This window comes from Providencia sp. PROV073 (assembly GCF_033688125.1).
Classification (GTDB): domain Bacteria; phylum Pseudomonadota; class Gammaproteobacteria; order Enterobacterales; family Enterobacteriaceae; genus Providencia; species Providencia hangzhouensis.
The window spans coordinates 3,028,747-3,045,570 of sequence record NZ_CP096353.1 but is presented as its reverse complement, the minus strand read 5'-3'; the positions used below and the strand labels follow the sequence as shown (position 1 = coordinate 3,045,570).

Annotated in this window: 13 protein-coding genes; 12 read left to right on the top strand and 1 reads right to left on the bottom strand. The window is 40.7% G+C overall.

All coding sequences use genetic code 11. The annotated features are described in order from the left end of the window. Positions 1-34 precede the first annotated feature (34 nt). From msbA to kdsB, 5 genes are all read left to right on the top strand, one after another. A complete protein-coding gene (gene msbA, locus M1F17_RS13895) occupies positions 35-1,780 on the top strand; it encodes a lipid A ABC transporter ATP-binding protein/permease MsbA (protein WP_318837029.1) in 1,746 nt (581 codons plus the stop codon). Continuing rightward, positions 1,777-2,775 (top strand): tetraacyldisaccharide 4'-kinase, encoded by a 999-nt coding sequence (gene lpxK / locus M1F17_RS13890; RefSeq protein ID WP_172767338.1) that lies wholly within the window; start codon positions 1,777-1,779, stop codon positions 2,773-2,775. The genes msbA and lpxK overlap by 4 nt, the downstream gene beginning before the upstream one ends. 402 nt (positions 2,776-3,177) lie before the next feature. Next, complete coding sequence (locus tag M1F17_RS13885) at positions 3,178-3,393, top strand: cold-shock protein (protein WP_004256206.1); 216 nt, start codon at positions 3,178-3,180, stop codon at positions 3,391-3,393. Positions 3,394-3,532: 139 nt separating this feature from the next. Next, complete coding sequence (locus M1F17_RS13880) at positions 3,533-3,712, top strand: Trm112 family protein (protein WP_004256203.1); 180 nt, start codon at positions 3,533-3,535, stop codon at positions 3,710-3,712. 5 nt (positions 3,713-3,717) lie between these two features. Continuing rightward, a complete protein-coding gene (gene kdsB, locus M1F17_RS13875) occupies positions 3,718-4,464 on the top strand; it encodes a 3-deoxy-manno-octulosonate cytidylyltransferase (protein ID WP_318837028.1) in 747 nt (248 codons plus the stop codon). Positions 4,465-4,551: 87 nt separating this feature from the next. Here the strand turns inward: kdsB and elyC are convergent, their stop codons facing one another. Then, positions 4,552-5,379, bottom strand: coding sequence for an envelope biogenesis factor ElyC (elyC, locus tag M1F17_RS13870; RefSeq protein ID WP_165879810.1), 828 nt, complete (start codon positions 5,377-5,379; stop codon positions 4,552-4,554). 354 nt (positions 5,380-5,733) lie between these two features. Between elyC and cmoM the strand changes: the two genes are divergently transcribed. The 7 genes from cmoM to M1F17_RS13835 all read left to right on the top strand — a co-directional run bounded on the left by cmoM (position 5,734) and on the right by M1F17_RS13835 (position 16,782). After that, positions 5,734-6,522 carry a tRNA uridine 5-oxyacetic acid(34) methyltransferase CmoM gene (cmoM, locus tag M1F17_RS13865; RefSeq protein ID WP_210852591.1) on the top strand — a complete coding sequence of 263 codons (789 nt, stop codon included), beginning with the start codon at positions 5,734-5,736 and terminating at the stop codon, positions 6,520-6,522. Next, positions 6,519-7,844: a chromosome partition protein MukF gene (gene mukF / locus M1F17_RS13860; RefSeq protein WP_096864228.1), complete on the top strand. Its 1,326-nt coding sequence runs from the start codon at positions 6,519-6,521 to the stop codon at positions 7,842-7,844. Before cmoM ends, mukF begins: the two co-directional genes overlap by 4 nt. Further along, positions 7,825-8,550: a chromosome partition protein MukE gene (mukE, locus tag M1F17_RS13855; RefSeq protein WP_004256187.1), complete on the top strand. Its 726-nt coding sequence runs from the start codon at positions 7,825-7,827 to the stop codon at positions 8,548-8,550. Before mukF ends, mukE begins: the two co-directional genes overlap by 20 nt. Next, positions 8,550-12,992: a chromosome partition protein MukB gene (mukB, locus tag M1F17_RS13850; protein WP_318837027.1), complete on the top strand. Its 4,443-nt coding sequence runs from the start codon at positions 8,550-8,552 to the stop codon at positions 12,990-12,992. The genes mukE and mukB overlap by 1 nt, the downstream gene beginning before the upstream one ends. Before the next feature lie 413 nt (positions 12,993-13,405). Beyond that, positions 13,406-15,157 (top strand): L,D-transpeptidase, encoded by a 1,752-nt coding sequence (gene ldtD / locus M1F17_RS13845; RefSeq protein ID WP_318837026.1) that lies wholly within the window; start codon positions 13,406-13,408, stop codon positions 15,155-15,157. Between the two features lie 389 nt (positions 15,158-15,546). Continuing rightward, complete coding sequence (locus M1F17_RS13840; RefSeq protein ID WP_004256173.1) at positions 15,547-16,095, top strand: YcbK family protein; 549 nt, start codon at positions 15,547-15,549, stop codon at positions 16,093-16,095. A gap of 39 nt (positions 16,096-16,134) precedes the next feature. Then, positions 16,135-16,782 (top strand): MBL fold metallo-hydrolase, encoded by a 648-nt coding sequence (locus tag M1F17_RS13835; protein WP_004256171.1) that lies wholly within the window; start codon positions 16,135-16,137, stop codon positions 16,780-16,782. Positions 16,783-16,824 lie beyond the last annotated feature (42 nt).

Genomic DNA, 16,824 nt, shown 5'->3' with positions numbered 1-16,824 from the left:
TAGTGCGCTTACATTAAGTCTGGTAATTAAAAGTATGAATGATAAAGACCTTTCGACAAAACAAACTTTTCGTCGCTTGTGGCCGATAATTGCGCCTTTTAAAGCGGGTTTAATCGTTGCAGCAATAGCACTTATCATAAACGCAGCGGGTGACGCGTTTATGATTTCTTTATTAAAACCTTTATTGGATGAGGGCTTTGATAAAGCAGATAATGACGTTTTAAAATGGCTTCCGCTTGCGGTGTTAGGTTTAATGGTTGTTCGTGGTGGGTCTAGCTTTGTTTCAACCTATTGTGTTTCCTGGGTTGCAGGTAAAGTCGTGATGAACATACGGCGTAAATTATTTGGTCATATGATGGGAATGCCTGTTAGTTTTTTTGACCAGCAATCAACAGGAACACTATTATCTAGAATTACCTATGATTCAGAACAAGTTGCATCTTCTTCTTCTGGAGCATTAATTACAATTATTCGTGAAAGTGCTTATATCATTGGGTTGTTTGCGATGATGTTTTATTATAGCTGGCAACTTTCTCTTATTTTAATCGTAATTGCCCCGATTGTATCAGTCACTATTCGTATCGTCTCTAAACGTTTTCGTAAGATTAGTAAAAACATGCAAACCGGTATGGGGCATGTGACGGCAAGTGCTGAACAGATGTTAAAAGGCCATAAAGAAGTTTTAATTTTTGGGGGACAGAAAGTTGAGACTGAACGCTTTAATAAAGTCAGTAACAACATGCGCCGCCAAAATATGAAAATGGTAACCGCTTCAGCAATTTCAGATCCTATTGTTCAGTTAATTGCATCATTTGCACTAGCATTTGTCCTTTATGCAGCGAGCTTTCCTGAAATTCGTGATGAATTAACATCGGGTACAATTGCAGTTGTTTTCTCATCAATGTTTGCACTGATGCGTCCTTTAAAATCATTAACTAACGTTAACTCACAATTCCAGCGTGGTATGGCGGCTTGCCAAACTTTATTTGCTATCTTAGATTCCGAACAAGAAAAAGATAACGGAAATAAAGTACTTAAAGAGGTTAAAGGAGATATTAAATTTGAACATGTTACCTTTACCTATGCAACCAAAGAGCATCCTGCGTTAGACGATGTTTCGTTTACTTTGCCAGCAGGGAAATCAGTTGCTCTGGTTGGGCGATCAGGTTCAGGTAAGTCCACAATTGCAAATTTGATTACACGTTTTTATGACATCGACGAGGGGTCTATTCAAATTGATGGGCATGACATTCGTGAATACACGTTATCTTCATTACGTAGCCAAGTCGCGTTAGTTTCTCAGCATGTTTATCTATTTAACGATACGATAGCCAATAATATTGCCTATGCAACAGACGGCAGCTACAGCCGTGAGCAAATAGAGAAAGCTGCAGAAATGGCTTATGCAATGGATTTTATTGCTAAACTTGAAAAAGGCTTGGACACGGTTATTGGTGAAAATGGTGTTATGCTTTCTGGAGGGCAACGTCAAAGGATCGCGATTGCTCGAGCACTGCTACGTGATGCCCCAATTCTTATTCTTGATGAGGCGACATCCGCGCTAGATACAGAGTCTGAACGTGCTATTCAAGCTGCTCTTGATGAGTTACAGAAAAATAGAACATCTTTGGTCATTGCCCACAGGTTATCGACGATAGAAAATGCAGATGAGATATTAGTTGTACAAGATGGCCGAATCATTGAGCGTGGTGACCATAAATCGCTATTAGCTCAAGATGGCGCATATTCACAGTTACATAGCATTCAGTTTAAACAATGATAGAACGCATTTGGTCTGGCAAGTCATGGCTGTATCTTTTATTGCTGCCGTTATCTTTCCTTTATGGGTTGGTAACGGTAATTAGGGATATAGCTTATAAAATCGGGCTGAAACGTTCATGGAAAGCGCCAATTCCAGTGGTAGTGGTGGGAAACCTGACAGCGGGGGGAAATGGTAAAACCCCTGTTGTTATCTGGTTAGTGGAATCACTCACCAAAGAAGGCTACCGCGTGGGGGTTGTTTCTCGAGGGTATGGCGGTAAAGCTGAAAAGTACCCGCTGATACTCGATGAAACGACGACAACTGAAGTTGCTGGGGATGAACCCATACTAATTTTTCATCGTACTAAATCCCCCGTGGCTGTTGCGCCTAAGCGCAGTGATGCAGTTAAAGCGTTATTGGAAAAATTCCCATTAGATGTGATTATTACTGATGATGGGTTGCAGCACTATGCATTGCAACGTGACTATGAGATTGTCGTTATTGATGGCCAGCGTCGTTTTGGTAATGGTTGGTGGCTACCCGCAGGGCCTATGCGTGAAAGGGCTGGGCGTTTAAAGCGTGTTAATGCTGTCATTGTTAACGGTGGTGAAGCTCAAGAAAATGAAGCCGTAATGGCCCTTGAAGGCGATGTTGCTTATAACTTGGTGACTGGTGAAAAACGTGCAGTTACACAATTACCTGCGGTTGTCGCAATAGCAGGTATTGGTCATCCTCCTCGTTTTTTTACCTCATTAGAAAACAAAGGGGTCGAAGTTATTAACACTCATGCTTTTGCTGATCACCAATCGTATGAATTAAAACAGCTTTCACCGTTAGTTAAAAATGAGCAAAACTTATTAATGACCGAAAAAGACGCGGTGAAATGCCGTGCTTTTGCACAACCAAATTGGTGGTTCCTTCCAGTACAAGCACAATTGCAGCCGATTGACGCTGAAAAAATCTTAAGCGGAATAAGAAAACTTATCACAAATAACAAAAAAACTTGTCTATAACGTTCCTCTGTGATAATAATATCTCCAATGTGATATAGATCTACTTATTATGTATCTAGATACAATACATTGATAATTGGATTTTATACTAGCTTAAATTTCACGCTCCGTTCTTTAGTTAGTCTTCATATCCTCGCGTAATCTACATTGTAAAGTCGCTGTCACTGCGTTTTGTCATCATAATGTCAAAATAGACTGTTAACTTCGCAGTAGATTAGCGGTGTCTGAAATCTATATATATGGGCGTTATAAAATATGCGCAATGATTTGTGCGCATGAATTGGTAAAGTTTAATTACTCTTTGATGTATTAATAGATCGGCATTTTATAAATGGGAAGCAAGAAAGAGTAATGATACAAAGATAAAAAAAATATTGTTCTCAGAACAAAAGGAGTTTTAATATGAATTTTCAATTACATATGGGTCGAGTTAAATGGTTTGACGCAAAAGAAGGTTACGGTTTTATTTCACCATTCAATGGTGGTGATGATGTATTTGTGACAACAAAGTCAATTGCTAATAAAAAAATCAAATCATTATTCGAAGGTCAAAACGTTGAGTTCTCTGTTACTCGTAATTCGGATGGCATAACGGCAGCTGACGTTATTGCTTATTAGATAATAAACAGAACAATTTCTCCTGCTTTTATCCTCTCATCTCTCGCAGGAGATCTTATTCAGGAAGATTAAAGTTAACGGTGATATCTGCATGTGATATCCTGACTCCAAGTGAGTTAAAATCCATTCGGGAGAAAACATGGATCACCGTTTACTTGAAATCGTTGCCTGTCCTGTATGTCACGGCAAATTAAGTTATAACAAAGAAAACCTCGAACTTATCTGTAAGTTTGATCATTTAGCCTATCCAATTCGTGACGGCATCCCTGTATTACTAGAAAATGAAGCGCGCCCCGTTTCATTAGATGAAGGTCAGTAATCCTCATGTTTACGGTTATTATTCCTGCTCGTTATGCCTCAACACGCTTACCAGGTAAACCTTTGGCTGATATCCATGGCAAGCCAATGGTTGTTCGAGTAATGGAGCAAGCTGTTAAATCGGGGGCTAGCCGAGTGATAGTTGCGACAGATCACTCTGATGTTGCTAAAGCGGTGATTGAAGCAGGTGGTGAAGCTTGTATGACTAACCCAAATCATCAGTCTGGGACAGAAAGACTAGCTGAAGTTATTGATACCTATGCTTTTTCTAACGATGAAATCATCGTGAATGTGCAAGGTGATGAACCTTTAATTCCACCTGAGATTATCAGCCAAGTTGCTCGTAATCTTCAGGGGAGTAAAGCTGAAATGGGGACGCTAGCTGTACCTATTAATGATGCTCATGAAGCGTTTAATCCAAATACTGTCAAGGTTGTTACTGATCACGAAGGTTATGCATTGTATTTTTCTCGGGCAACTATTCCTTGGGATAGAGACAACTTTGCGAAAAGCCATGATGTAATAGGGGATACCTTTTTGCGTCACATTGGTATATACGCTTATCGAGCAGGGTTTATTCGTCGTTATATTAAGTGGGAAGCAAGCCCATTAGAGAAAATCGAAATGCTGGAGCAACTTAGGGTGCTTTGGTATGGCGAGAAAATTCATGTGGATGTCGCGAAAACTACGCCAGGTGCTGGTGTTGATACCCCTGAAGATCTTGAACTCGTTAGAAGTCAATTTATTCAGTAGCCCACATTTTCCTAATAGCTCAAATAGCCAATATGCGATTTAGCTAAACAAAAGGTGTAATCTCAATAGATTACACCTTTTTTGCTACTATTCAGCGGTAACTGCCTCAGGCGTAGCAAGTTGCTCTTCTAACGCCTGTGTATTATTGGGTTTTAAATGCCACCAAAGCGTACCAAGAAATTCATACCAAGCACGTTCACTATGGCCAAAGAAATAAGAGGAAGGGATATATTTCTCCCATGGACTAATTTCACTCGTGATAACCAACTGATTTGCGGGGGCAGGGAAAGGGTTCATTCCTCGTTGAGTAAACATAGTCATCGCTCGAGGTAAATGGTTAGCAGAAGTTACTAATAAAAAAGGAGATTTCCCAATGATTTTTTCAACTTCATAAGCTTCCTCTTGTGTATCTTTGGGTTCAGTGAGTGGAATAGTATCTTGTGCGGGGACACCCAAGGATTGAGCAACTTGTGCAGCAACTTCGGCACTGCTGATAGGACTACTCGCTTTACCGCCAGTGAAAATTAGTTTACTACCAGGGTGTTTAAGGTAAAGACGAACACCTTCAGTCACTCTAGGTAGGCTATTATTCAACAGATTGGAACTTGGACTCCAATCAGGGTTATACGTAAAACCGCCACCGAGAACAACAATATAACGTACATCTTGAGGTGGATTCTCAGTAATTAATTCATAGCGCTTATTGAATTGTTTTTCTGCTGGGGCAAGTAAAGTATCTGAAACAGGTTGTAACCCCAACAGAGTTATTAAAACTAAACTTAGGGTAGTAAACGCCTTTCCACAACGCTGCCAGCGTGTAAACCAAAGCAAAAGCAATCCGATAAACCCGATGATGAGTAATAATGGTAATGGCATCAATAGAGAACCAATATATTTTTTTAAGATAAATAACATAACTAAGCCTATTCTTAAGGGTTATCGATTAATCATTGTGGCAGAATCTACGGAAAAATATGCAATAACGCAGCGAAATTAGAGGGAAAATAACAGAATAGTGTTTAATAGTAGCAAACTGAAATTTGCTGAGCACAATGAAGTACTATGCAAAAATATAGCTATTATCTGTTATAATTCCTGTTTTAACAGTCGCCTCGCATTGTATGTGATAAATACGCTGCAATGTGAGAATATTTCTGGTTAGAGTTAATTTTCTCAATATCAGGATGTAATCAACCATTTTACGTTTTTTCGCGACAAATTGGCTCATAAACCGCTTTAAATAATAGATGATAGGCAACCGGATAGCACATGGCAGACCGCAACTTTGATGATATTGTCGATAAATTTGCAAAAAATATCTACGGAACGACAAAAGGAAAAATACGAGAAGCGGTAGTTTGGCAAGATTTAACTCAATTATTAAGCAGCCAATTTGAGGGTAAAACTCTAAAAATACTTGATGCAGGTGGTGGTGAAGGACACTTTTCACGCAAACTCGCCGAAATGGGGCATCAGGTGATACTTTGCGATTTATCTGAAGAGATGTTGGAACGAGGCAGTGAGCTTGCCAAGGAACAAGGTATTAGCGATAACATGCGTTTTATTCATTGTGCAGTGCAAGATATCGCACAATATATTGATGAACCTGTTGACCTTGTTTTATTTCATGCGGTACTTGAATGGATTAGCGATCAAAAATATGCAATTGAACAACTGGTAGATATAATTAGACCAGAAGGCGTATTTTCTGTCATGTTCTATAATGCAAATGGTCTGGTGATGCGTAATGCAATTTTAGGAAATTTTCATCTTGCAACGCCACATATTCAACGTCGTCGTAAACGCTCGTTATCACCACAAAACCCGCTTTTTCCTCATCAGGTTGATGCTTGGTTGGGCGAGTGTAATATGCAAATCATCGGTAAAAGTGGTGTCAGGGTATTCCATGACTATTTACAAAGTCGGCAGTTACAGCAAAAAGATTTTCCGGCATTGTTGGCATTAGAACAGCAGTATTGCCGTGAAGAACCCTATATTAGCATGGGGCGTTATGTTCATGTCATGGCACGCAAACAAATACAAAAGGACGATTTATGAGTGATTTTTCCCAGACCGTCCCTGAACTTGTGTCTTGGGCACGAAAAAATGATTTTTCGATTTCACTTCCCGCAGAACGTTTAGCATTTTTGCTTGCGGTGGCGGTATTAAATAGTGAAAGAGTCAATGGTGAAATGAGTGAAGGGGAACTGGTTGATGCCTTTCGTGAAGTTTGCAAAGGGTTTGAGCAGACAACTGAATCATTGGCAGTAAGGGCCAATAATGCCATCAATGATATGGTTCGCCAGAAGATTTTTAACCGTTTTGCCAGTGACATTGTTGAAGGTAATGCAATTTACCGGTTAACCCCTTTGGGGATTGGCATCAGCGATTATTATATTCGTCAGAGAGAGTTCTCAACATTAAGACTTTCCATGCAACTTTCTATTGTTGCAGGAGAGCTGCAACGTGCCGCTGAAGCCGCAGAGGAAGGTGGTGATGAATTTTATTGGCATCGTTACGTGTTTGCCCCACTAAAATATTCAGTTGCTGAAATTTTTGACAGTATTGATTTATCCCAACGTATTATGGATGAACAGCAAAATTCAGTAAAAGAAGATATTGCCGCATTATTAAATCAAGACTGGCAGGCAGCTATTGCTAACTGTGAGCAATTACTATCAGAAACATCAGGTACATTGCGTGAGTTGCAAGACACATTGGAAGCCGCAGGGGATAAACTGCAAGCGAATTTATTACGTATTCAAGAAGCCAATATGAATGCGCCGGCGTTCTCTGACTTAGTGGATAGGTTGGTTTTTGACCTGCAAAATAAACTAGACCGTATTGTTAGCTGGGGTCAACAATCTATCGATTTATGGATTGGTTATGACCGTCATGTTCATAAGTTTATCCGTACAGCTATTGATATGGATAAAAATAGAATATTTTCTCAACGGTTACGTCAATCCGTTCAGCACTACCTTGATAGCCCTTGGGCACTCACGTACGCTAATGCGGATCGGTTATTCGATATGCGTGATGAAGAGCTCGCGTTGCATGATGAAGAGGTCATGGGTGAATTACCACCAGAGCTTGAATTTGAAGAGTTTAGTGAATTAAATGACAAGCTTGCTGAGCTAATGGAAGTTGAGTTAGCTATTTATAAAGCAGAGCAACGGCCGCTCGATGTTGGCCGTGTGTTGCATGAGTACTTACTGCAATATCCACAAAAACGTCATTTTGATGTTGCTCGAATTATTATCGACCAAGCTGTTAAATTAGGTATCGCAGAGGCTGATTTGGCGGGATTACCGGCAGAATGGCAAGCTATTAATGATCACGGAGCCAAGGTACAGGCACATGTCATCGACAAATATTGAACAATTTATGCCAGTTAAACTGGCTCAAGCATTAGCTAACCCGATTTTTCCAGAGCTAGACAGCCAATTGCGTTCAGGTCGCCATATTAGTGTTGATGACCTTGATAACCACGCATTTTTAATGGATTTTCAGGAAGCATTAGAACAATTTTATGCACGATATAACGTAGAATTAATTCGTGCCCCTGAGGGGTTCTTCTATTTACGTCCGCGATCAACAACCTTAATACCTCGCTCTGTGTTATCTGAATTAGATATGATGGTTGGGAAAATTCTTTGTTATCTCTATCTCAGCCCTGAACGCTTGAGTAACCAAGGTATTTTTACCTCACAAGAGTTATTTGAAGAATTATTATCATTAGCGGATGAAAGCAAACTACTTAAATTTGTTAATCAACGTTCGACAGGCTCTGACCTAGATAAACAAAAATTGCAGGAAAAATTAAGAACATCACTCAACCGTTTACGTCGCTTGGGAATGGTGCATTTTCTGCAAAATGATTCGAGTAAATTTATTATTAGTGAATCTGTATTCCGTTTTGGCGCCGATGTGCGCAGTGGCGATAACCCACAAGATGCACAGTTACGGATGATCCGTGATGGTGAAGCTATCTCTCTTGACGGTGAATTATCACTAAAAGATAGTGATGAAGAGGATGGCGAAGAGAGTCAAGAACCGGCAGAAAGTGATGAGGATGAAGAATAATGATTGAACGCGGAAAATTTCGCTCACTGACGCTGGTGAATTGGAACGGTTTTTTTGCCCGAACTTTTGACCTTGATGAATTAGTGACCACGTTATCGGGTGGTAATGGTGCGGGTAAATCAACAACCATGGCAGCATTTATTACCGCGATGATCCCAGATTTAACCTTACTTCACTTCCGTAACACAACGGAAGCCGGCGCGACCTCAGGTTCTCGTGATAAAGGCTTGCATGGTAAGTTACGTCCTGGTGTCTGTTACGCTATTTTGGATGTGTTAAATTCGAAGCATCAGCGCGTCATGGTGGGGGTGCGTTTACAGCAAGTCGCAGGGCGCGATAAAAAAGTCGATATTAAGCCATTTATGGTACAAGGCATTCCATTAGCGACAGTTCCAACGGAAATATTGACGGAAATTATCGATGGCCGCCAAGCAAAAGTGATCCCACTCAATGAGCTAAAAGAACGTCTTGAAGAACAGGAAGGGGTTTTGTTTAAGCAGTTTAGCTCAATTACCGATTACCACTCGACACTGTTTGAATTAGGCGTGTTACCGAAACGCTTACGTTCTGCGAGTGACCGAAGCAAATATTATCGACTGATTGAAGCGTCACTATATGGCGGTATTTCTAGTGCCATTACTCGCTCATTACGTGATTATTTGTTGCCAGAAAACAGTGGGGTACGTAAAGCATTCCAAGATATGGAAGCGGCTCTGCGTGAAAACCGTTTAACATTAGAAGCCATTCGTGTCACTCAATCAGACCGCGACTTATTCAAGCATTTGATTAGCCAGGCGACTGATTATGTTTCTGCGGATTATATGCGCCATTCCAATGAAAGACGCATTCACCTTGATGCAGCACTGGCTGCGCGCAATGAGCTATTAGCTAGCCGTAAACAATTACGTGTTGAACAAGTTCGTAGCGTCGAAATGGCGCGTGAATTGAATGAGCAAAATGGGGCATCTACAGAATTAGAAGCTGACTACCAAGCTGCCAGTGACCATTTAAATTTAGTGCAAGCCGCGCTGCGTCAACAAGAAAAAATCGATCGCTATCAAGCAGATATCGAAGAACTGACTTATCGTCTTGAAGAACAAAGTGAAGTTGTTGCTGAAGCGACTGAAACTCAAGAAGAATATGAAGCACGAGCTGAAGCTGCTGAAATTGAAGTTGATGAATTAAAAAATCAATTAGCTGACTACCAACAAGCACTGGATGTACAACAAACACGTGCCATTCAGTACCAGCAAGCCTTGCATGCCTTAACGCGTGCTCGTGAATTGTGCCAGCTTCCTGAATTATCCATTGATAACGCAGATGAATGGCTAGATACCTTCGAAGCGCGTGAACAACAAGCTACCCAAGCGTTATTAGCGCTTGAGCAAAAAATGAGTGTGGCGGATGCCGCACATAGCCAATTTGAGCAAGCCTATCAATTAGTTAGAAATATGGTAGGGGAAGTTAGCCGCAGTGATGCATACCAACAAGCGCGTACATTATTACGTGATTGGTCATCACAACAACATTTAGCGGATCGTGTACAACCATTACGTATGCAGCTATCTGAATTGCAGCAACGTCTGAATAGCCAGCAAAATGCAGAACGCTTATTGGCGGAATTCTGTAAACGTCATGGCCAAAGCTATGAGCCAGATGAACTTGATGCACTGATGGCTGAGCTGGAAGCGCAACAAGAAGAGCTCAGTATTGGTGTGAATGAGAGTGGCGAAAGACGAATGCAAATGCGCCAAGAACTGGAACAAATTCGCCAGCGTATTAGCCAACTTTCATCTAAAGCCCCTGCATGGATTATGGCTCAAGAAGCGCTAACGCAGCTTAATGAGCAATCCCATGAAACGTTTGAGTCAAGTACTGCTGTGACTGAGTTTATGCAGCAACTCCTTGAACAAGAAAGGGAAATAACGGTTGAACGAGATGAAGTTGCTGCGCAACGTAAAGATCTCGAAAAGCAAATTGAGCGGTTAAGTCAGCCAAGTGGTGCGGAAGATGGCCGCATGTTAGCGTTGGCTGAGCGTTTTAATGGTGTTTTGTTATCAGAAATTTATGATGACATTACCATCGAAGATGCGGCTTATTTTTCTGCGTTATATGGCCCAGCTCGTCATGGTATTGTGGTTCAAGACTTATCTGTGGTCCGTGGCCAGCTCGAAACATTACAAGATTGCCCTGACGATGTTTATTTTATCGAGGGGGATCCTCAATCGTTCGATGACAGCGTTTTTGATGCGCAGGAATTTGAAAATGCGGTATTAGTCCGTTCGTCTGAGCGTCAATGGCGTTACTCTCGTTATCCTGAATTACCTTTGTTTGGTCGTGCTGCTCGTGAAAGTCATTTAGAGTCATTAACTGCTGAACGTGATGAGCTTGCTGAGCGTTACGCGAACCTGTCATTTGATGTGCAGAAAATTCAGCGTTCTCACCAAGCATTCAGTCGGTTTATAGGCCAACACATTTCCGTGGCCTTTGAAGATGATCCTGAAGCTGAAATTCGTTCGCTTAACCAGAAACGCACGGAAATTGAACGTGCTTTGGCACAATTTGAAGAGCAAACTCAGCAGCAACGCCAACAATTTGCACAAGGTAAAGAAAGCCTTGCGGCTCTTAATCGTTTATTACCTCAAATGGGGTTATTACTCGATGAAACATTGGCGGACAGAGTCGAAGAGATAAACGAAGAACTAACGGAAGCAGAAGAAGCGGCACATTTCCTGAATAAACATGGTAATGCGTTAGAAAAGTTAGAACCGATTGTGACAGTGTTACTCAGTGATCCTGAACAACATGAACAATTACGCAAAGATTATGAGTCAGCAAAACACAGCCAACAAAATGCAAAACAGCAAGCCTTTGCATTAGTTGAGGTTGTTCAGCGTCGTGCTCACTTTAGTTACAGTGACTCAACAGGAATGGTGAATGAAAACGCGGACTTGAATGAAAAATTACGTCAGCGTTTAGAACAGGCAGAAACCGAGCGTACACGCGCTCGCGAACAGCTGCGTCAGCACCAAGCGCAAAGTGCACAATTCCATCAAGTTCTCGCCTCGTTACGCAGTTCTTTCGATACCAAACAAGAAATGTTGAAAGAGCTCGAGGTTGAGATGCAAGAGATCGGCGTAAAAGCTGATCCTGATGCTCAAGAGCGCGCTCGTATTCGACGTGATGAGCTGCACCAGCGCGTCATGGAAAATCGTAGCCGTATTAACCAGTTAGAAAAACAGCTGACATTATGTGAAGCTGAAATGGATAACTTACAGAAGCGGCTTCGTAAGTTAGAAAAAGACTACTATATGCTGCGTGAGCAGGTAGTGACGGCAAAAGCAGGTTGGTGTGCGGTAATGCGCTTGGTGAAAGACAATGGCGTCGAGCGTCGTTTACATCGCCGTGAGCTGGCCTATACTGACGGTGACAGCTTACGTTCCATGTCGGATAAAGCCTTAGGTGCGTTGCGTTTAGCGGTTGCGGATAACGAACATTTACGTGATGTACTGCGTTTGTCTGAAGATCCAAAACACCCTGAGCGGAAGATCAAATTCTTTATCGCGGTATATCAACACCTACGTGAACGTATTCGCCAAGACATCATTCGTACAGATGACCCGATTGATGCAATCGAGCAAATGGAAATTGAGCTGGCGCGCTTAACGGAAGAGCTAACGGCGCGTGAGCAAAAATTGGCGATCAGTTCAAAAAGTGTGGCGAATATTATTCGCAAAACCATTCAGCGCGAACAGAATCGAATTCGTATGCTAAACCAAGGGCTGCAAGCCGTGGCATTTGGTCAGGTTAAAGGGGTTCGCCTCAATGTGAATATTCGAGAAAGCCATGCGCTGTTACTCAGTGTCCTTTCTGAAGAAAGTGAAATGCATCAAGACTTGTTTACCAGCCAACGGTTAACTTTCTCTGAAGCGATGGCGAAATTATACCAACGCCTTAACCCTCAAGTGGATGTTGGGCAGCGGTTGCCACAAACCATCGGTGAAGAATTACTCGATTACCGCAACTACTTAGAATTAGAAGTTGAGGTTAATAGAGGTTCAGATGGCTGGTTAAAAGCAGAAAGTGGTGCGTTATCCACTGGTGAGGCTATTGGTACAGGTATGTCCATCTTAGTGATGGTAGTACAAAGCTGGGAAGAAGAGTCTCGCCGTCTGCGTGCTAAAGATATTATTCCTTGCCGGTTATTATTCTTAGATGAAGCTGCGCGATTAGATGCTAAATCAATTGCAACCTTATTTGAACTGTGTGACAGGTTAGAAATGCAGCTAATTATTGCGGCGCCTGAGAATATTAGCCCTGAGAAGGGCACAACCTATAAGCTAGTTCGTAAAGTGGTTGGTAATCATGAGCATGTGCATGTGGTTGGCTTAAAAGGCTTCGGGCAAGAAACCCCGAACGTACAAGCACCAACATTGCAGTAATAGTTTTTGTGAATGAAATGAAAGCCGGTATTTAGGAATAAATATCGGTTTTCTTGTATTTAACAAATAGTGCAAATGCAATTTAACAAGATTATTAATTAATTTGAATAAAACCCGATGTTTAAAACATATTTTTTCATGATGAAAACCTCTTTTTCTATATGGAAATTAAGTGAGAAAGAAAGCGTTAGCTAAAGCTTTTAATTAAAATAAAATTCATCTATGTTTAAAGCACCAATAAACACCCACTAATAATGAAAATAATTCTTTTTCTCATTAAGTGGTTATCTGTCTATAATCCGAAAAAAGGAAAATTAGTCTATTCCTATAACATTACTGCTAAAATTAAATACAATAAAATTGTAATTATAATAAAAAATATTGTTATCCATGTAGTTAATTAAGGTGGATGTATGGCAAAGAGAAGAGTGCGAGCTCTGCAAGTCTCAGTAATATGCGGGTTGATGGCGTTACAGTTTCCTGCATTTTCAAATGAAGAAAATACGCAGCAAAGTGTTTCTGAAGTTCAAGCGGTAGCTCCAGTTACACCAACAGAAAGTTTAGTAAAAATAACACAATCACTTCCTACGGATGTGAAACCTATTTTTTCTACGCAATTAGCAAAACTATATGCTGATAGGCAAATGCAGCTATTGTGGCAAGATGAAACGGCAATTAGCCAATTTCAACAACAATTGGCAGAATTATCCCTTGCTGGGGTTCAGCCTCAATTTGGGGAATGGTTGGCAATACTGGAAAATAACCAGTTAAATGAACTGGGCCGTGACGTTATTTTATCTGATGCCATGCTTGGCTATTTACAGTATTTGTCATCAATAGAGGCGAGCGGGCAGTACTGGCTATATACTAATCGGCCATATAAAATTATTGCTCCAACAACGGCTCAAATGAAACCATGGCTAGATGCCGTTGAATCTAATAACCTAAGTAGTTGGGTAAAATCACAGGCACCGAATCATCCAATGTATTTGCCAATGCGCAAGGAAATGCTGAAATTATTAGCGATGCCTGAAGATAACCTAGAAATAGTAGGAACGAAAACATTAAAGCCAGGGCAGTCTAGTGATGATGTGGTTATTTTACGTCAAATATTACAACGTGAAGGGTTACTTGAAGGTGGAAATGTAACCGAAGAAGTTGCGCCTCCTGAAACAATGGCTCAAGTTGCAGAACTGGCAGTTGAACAAACCGTCGAACCAACAGAACCAAGTGATGCACCTGCAAGTACCGTGTCCAAAGTATATGACCAAGAACTCGTTGATGCTGTAAAAAAATTCCAATTACAATATGGTTTAGAGGCCGACGGTGTAGTTGGAAAAGGCACGCGTGTTTGGTTAAATATGCAGCCAAAACAAAAAGCAGGTTTAATGGCGCTTAATATCCAACGTTTACGTATTATTCCTGCAAGTAGTGGTACAGGAATATTAGTTAATATTCCTGGCTACTCTTTAGATTTCTATTTAAATGACGAAGTCATTTTAGATTCTAAAGTGATTGTTGGTCGTGCAGATCGCAAAACACCGATCATGAGCAGTGCGCTAAATAACGTGGTAATTAACCCGCCTTGGAGTGTGCCAACCAGTATGGCACGTAAAGATATCGCCCCAAAAGGGAAGCAAGACCCAAGTTATTTTAGTCGAAAAGGCTATACGGTTTATTCTGGTTGGGGGGCTGATTCATATGAAATCAACCCATATGCTATTGACTGGGATAATATCACCCCAGCTAATTTCCCATATCGAATTCGACAAGCTCCGGGCCCAACTAACTCATTAGGGCGCTATAAGTTTAATATGCCGAGTTCAGATGCGATTTATTTACACGATACACCAAACCATAGTTTGTTTAATCGTAATGCACGTGCAATAAGCTCTGGATGTGTGCGTGTGAATAAAGCAAGTGAGTTAGCCAGTATTTTGTTAGGTGATGCAGGTTGGGAACAAAAACGAATTGACGGTGCATTGAAAGAGGGGTCAACACGGTATGTGAATATACCAGATAGGATCCCAGTTTTTCTGTACTACCAAACGGCTTGGGTAGATAAAGACCAACAGCCACAATATCGAGCAGATATTTATCAGTATGATAATTCTATTGATAATGCAGATAAATATTTGCCAATGTTGAAAAAGATTTTACACTAATTGTGGGTTTTAATTTGTAAGGGGGAGTTTTCTCCCCTTAATTATTTTACGTATTAACGGCCTGAACATAGTTCTTCGTAAATTTTCATTCCGTGACGTTTCCTCTATTCTCCGTTTTTATCCTGTTTATTCCATTGTTTTATAGTTATTCAGCTATGGCTATTTTACTTACTTTGATAAAGGCAGCATATTTTGTGTCTAAGATTGCATGTTTCGAGCAGTTTGAGTGACAAAACTCTATTACTGACGAAAATTGCAATAAAATTCCTGTTAAGTATGCATATCTTTACATAATTATACATTAAAGCTAAGCATGATTTGCTAGACTCAATAGGTTGCCAAAATTTTATCGATTAATACTGAAATTATTAGAGTCTGAGCTATCACCTATGGATATAATTGATCAATCCCGCAGAAAGTGGTTAGGTATTGGGGCTGCAACGATTGGCCTTAGTTTATTACCAAGCCATGTCTTTGCTGCAATGACGACCCCTCGACCACGAATTTTGCGTTTTCAAAATATTAATACAGGCGAATCGTTAAAAACCGAATTTTTTGACGGGCGCCGTTATAATAAGTCTGAACTAGCACGTTTAAATCATTTTTTCCGTGACTACCGTTGCGACAAAGTGAAAACTATTGACCCAAAACTGTTTGACCAAATCTATTTATTACAAATGATGATGGGAACAAACAAACCTGTCCAACTGATCTCTGGTTATCGTTCTTTAGAGACTAATAATAAATTACGTAGTAAAAGTTCTGGGGTGGCAAAGAAAAGCTACCACACACGCGGGCAGGCGATGGATTTCCATATCGAAGGGTTACAATTGAGTAATATCCGTAAAGCTGCGCTGAAAATGAAAGCAGGTGGTGTTGGTTATTATCCTCGAAGCAATTTTATACATATTGATACAGGGCCTGCAAGAACATGGTAATCTGTGCATAGGTGACACAGATTATGGAGTAATTGCTCGATGAAATATACTATTATCCCAGTAACACCGTTTATGCAAAACTGCCAAGTTATTTGGGATGAAAATACGTTAGATGCAGTTGTTGTTGACCCCGGTGGAGAAGCAGAGAAGTTAATTTCTGCTATTGAAAATCTTGGGCTGAAGTTAACTAAAATTCTGTTAACGCATGGTCACTCTGATCATATCGGTGCATCGGCTACCCTCTCTAAGCACTTTTCAGTGCCTATTTATGGTCCACAAAAAGAAGACGCCTTTTGGATTGAAAACCTCGCAGAGCAAAATGCAATGTTTTATATAGGCGAATGCCCTGACTTCACACCAGATTACTGGTTAGAAGAAGGGGACAAAGTGACTTGTGGCAATATTACATTTGATGTACTGCATTGTCCTGGCCATACGCCCGGTCATATTATTTTTGTGAACCATGCTGATAAATTAATTTCCATGGGTGATGTATTATTCAAAGGTGGTGTTGGTCGTAGTGACTTCCCACGAGGTAATCATCAAGATTTAATTTCATCAATTAAAAACAAAGTATTACCGCTTGGCGATGATTATCAATTTATTCCTGGTCATGGGCCGATGTCTAATCTCGGTTTTGAACGAAAAACAAATCCTTTCTTACAAGATGAGTTACCTGTTTGGTAATTGATTTTTAAGTGGTTAACAGTTTGACGTAAAAGGCACCTA

Bases quoted from the DNA above. Each gene is read 5' to 3' on its own strand.
- msbA (WP_318837029.1), top strand. From the start codon at position 35: ATGAATGATAAAGACCTTTCGACAAAACAAACTTTTCGTCGCTTGTGG.
- lpxK (WP_172767338.1), top strand. From the start codon at position 1,777: ATGATAGAACGCATTTGGTCTGGCAAGTCATGGCTGTATCTTTTATTG.
- M1F17_RS13885 (WP_004256206.1), top strand. From the start codon at position 3,178: ATGAATTTTCAATTACATATGGGTCGAGTTAAATGGTTTGACGCAAAA.
- M1F17_RS13880 (WP_004256203.1), top strand. From the start codon at position 3,533: ATGGATCACCGTTTACTTGAAATCGTTGCCTGTCCTGTATGTCACGGC.
- kdsB (WP_318837028.1), top strand. From the start codon at position 3,718: ATGTTTACGGTTATTATTCCTGCTCGTTATGCCTCAACACGCTTACCA.
- elyC (WP_165879810.1), bottom strand. From the start codon at position 5,379: ATGTTATTTATCTTAAAAAAATATATTGGTTCTCTATTGATGCCATTA.
- cmoM (WP_210852591.1), top strand. From the start codon at position 5,734: ATGGCAGACCGCAACTTTGATGATATTGTCGATAAATTTGCAAAAAAT.
- mukF (WP_096864228.1), top strand. From the start codon at position 6,519: ATGAGTGATTTTTCCCAGACCGTCCCTGAACTTGTGTCTTGGGCACGA.
- mukE (WP_004256187.1), top strand. From the start codon at position 7,825: ATGTCATCGACAAATATTGAACAATTTATGCCAGTTAAACTGGCTCAA.
- mukB (WP_318837027.1), top strand. From the start codon at position 8,550: ATGATTGAACGCGGAAAATTTCGCTCACTGACGCTGGTGAATTGGAAC.
- ldtD (WP_318837026.1), top strand. From the start codon at position 13,406: ATGGCAAAGAGAAGAGTGCGAGCTCTGCAAGTCTCAGTAATATGCGGG.
- M1F17_RS13840 (WP_004256173.1), top strand. From the start codon at position 15,547: ATGGATATAATTGATCAATCCCGCAGAAAGTGGTTAGGTATTGGGGCT.
- M1F17_RS13835 (WP_004256171.1), top strand. From the start codon at position 16,135: ATGAAATATACTATTATCCCAGTAACACCGTTTATGCAAAACTGCCAA.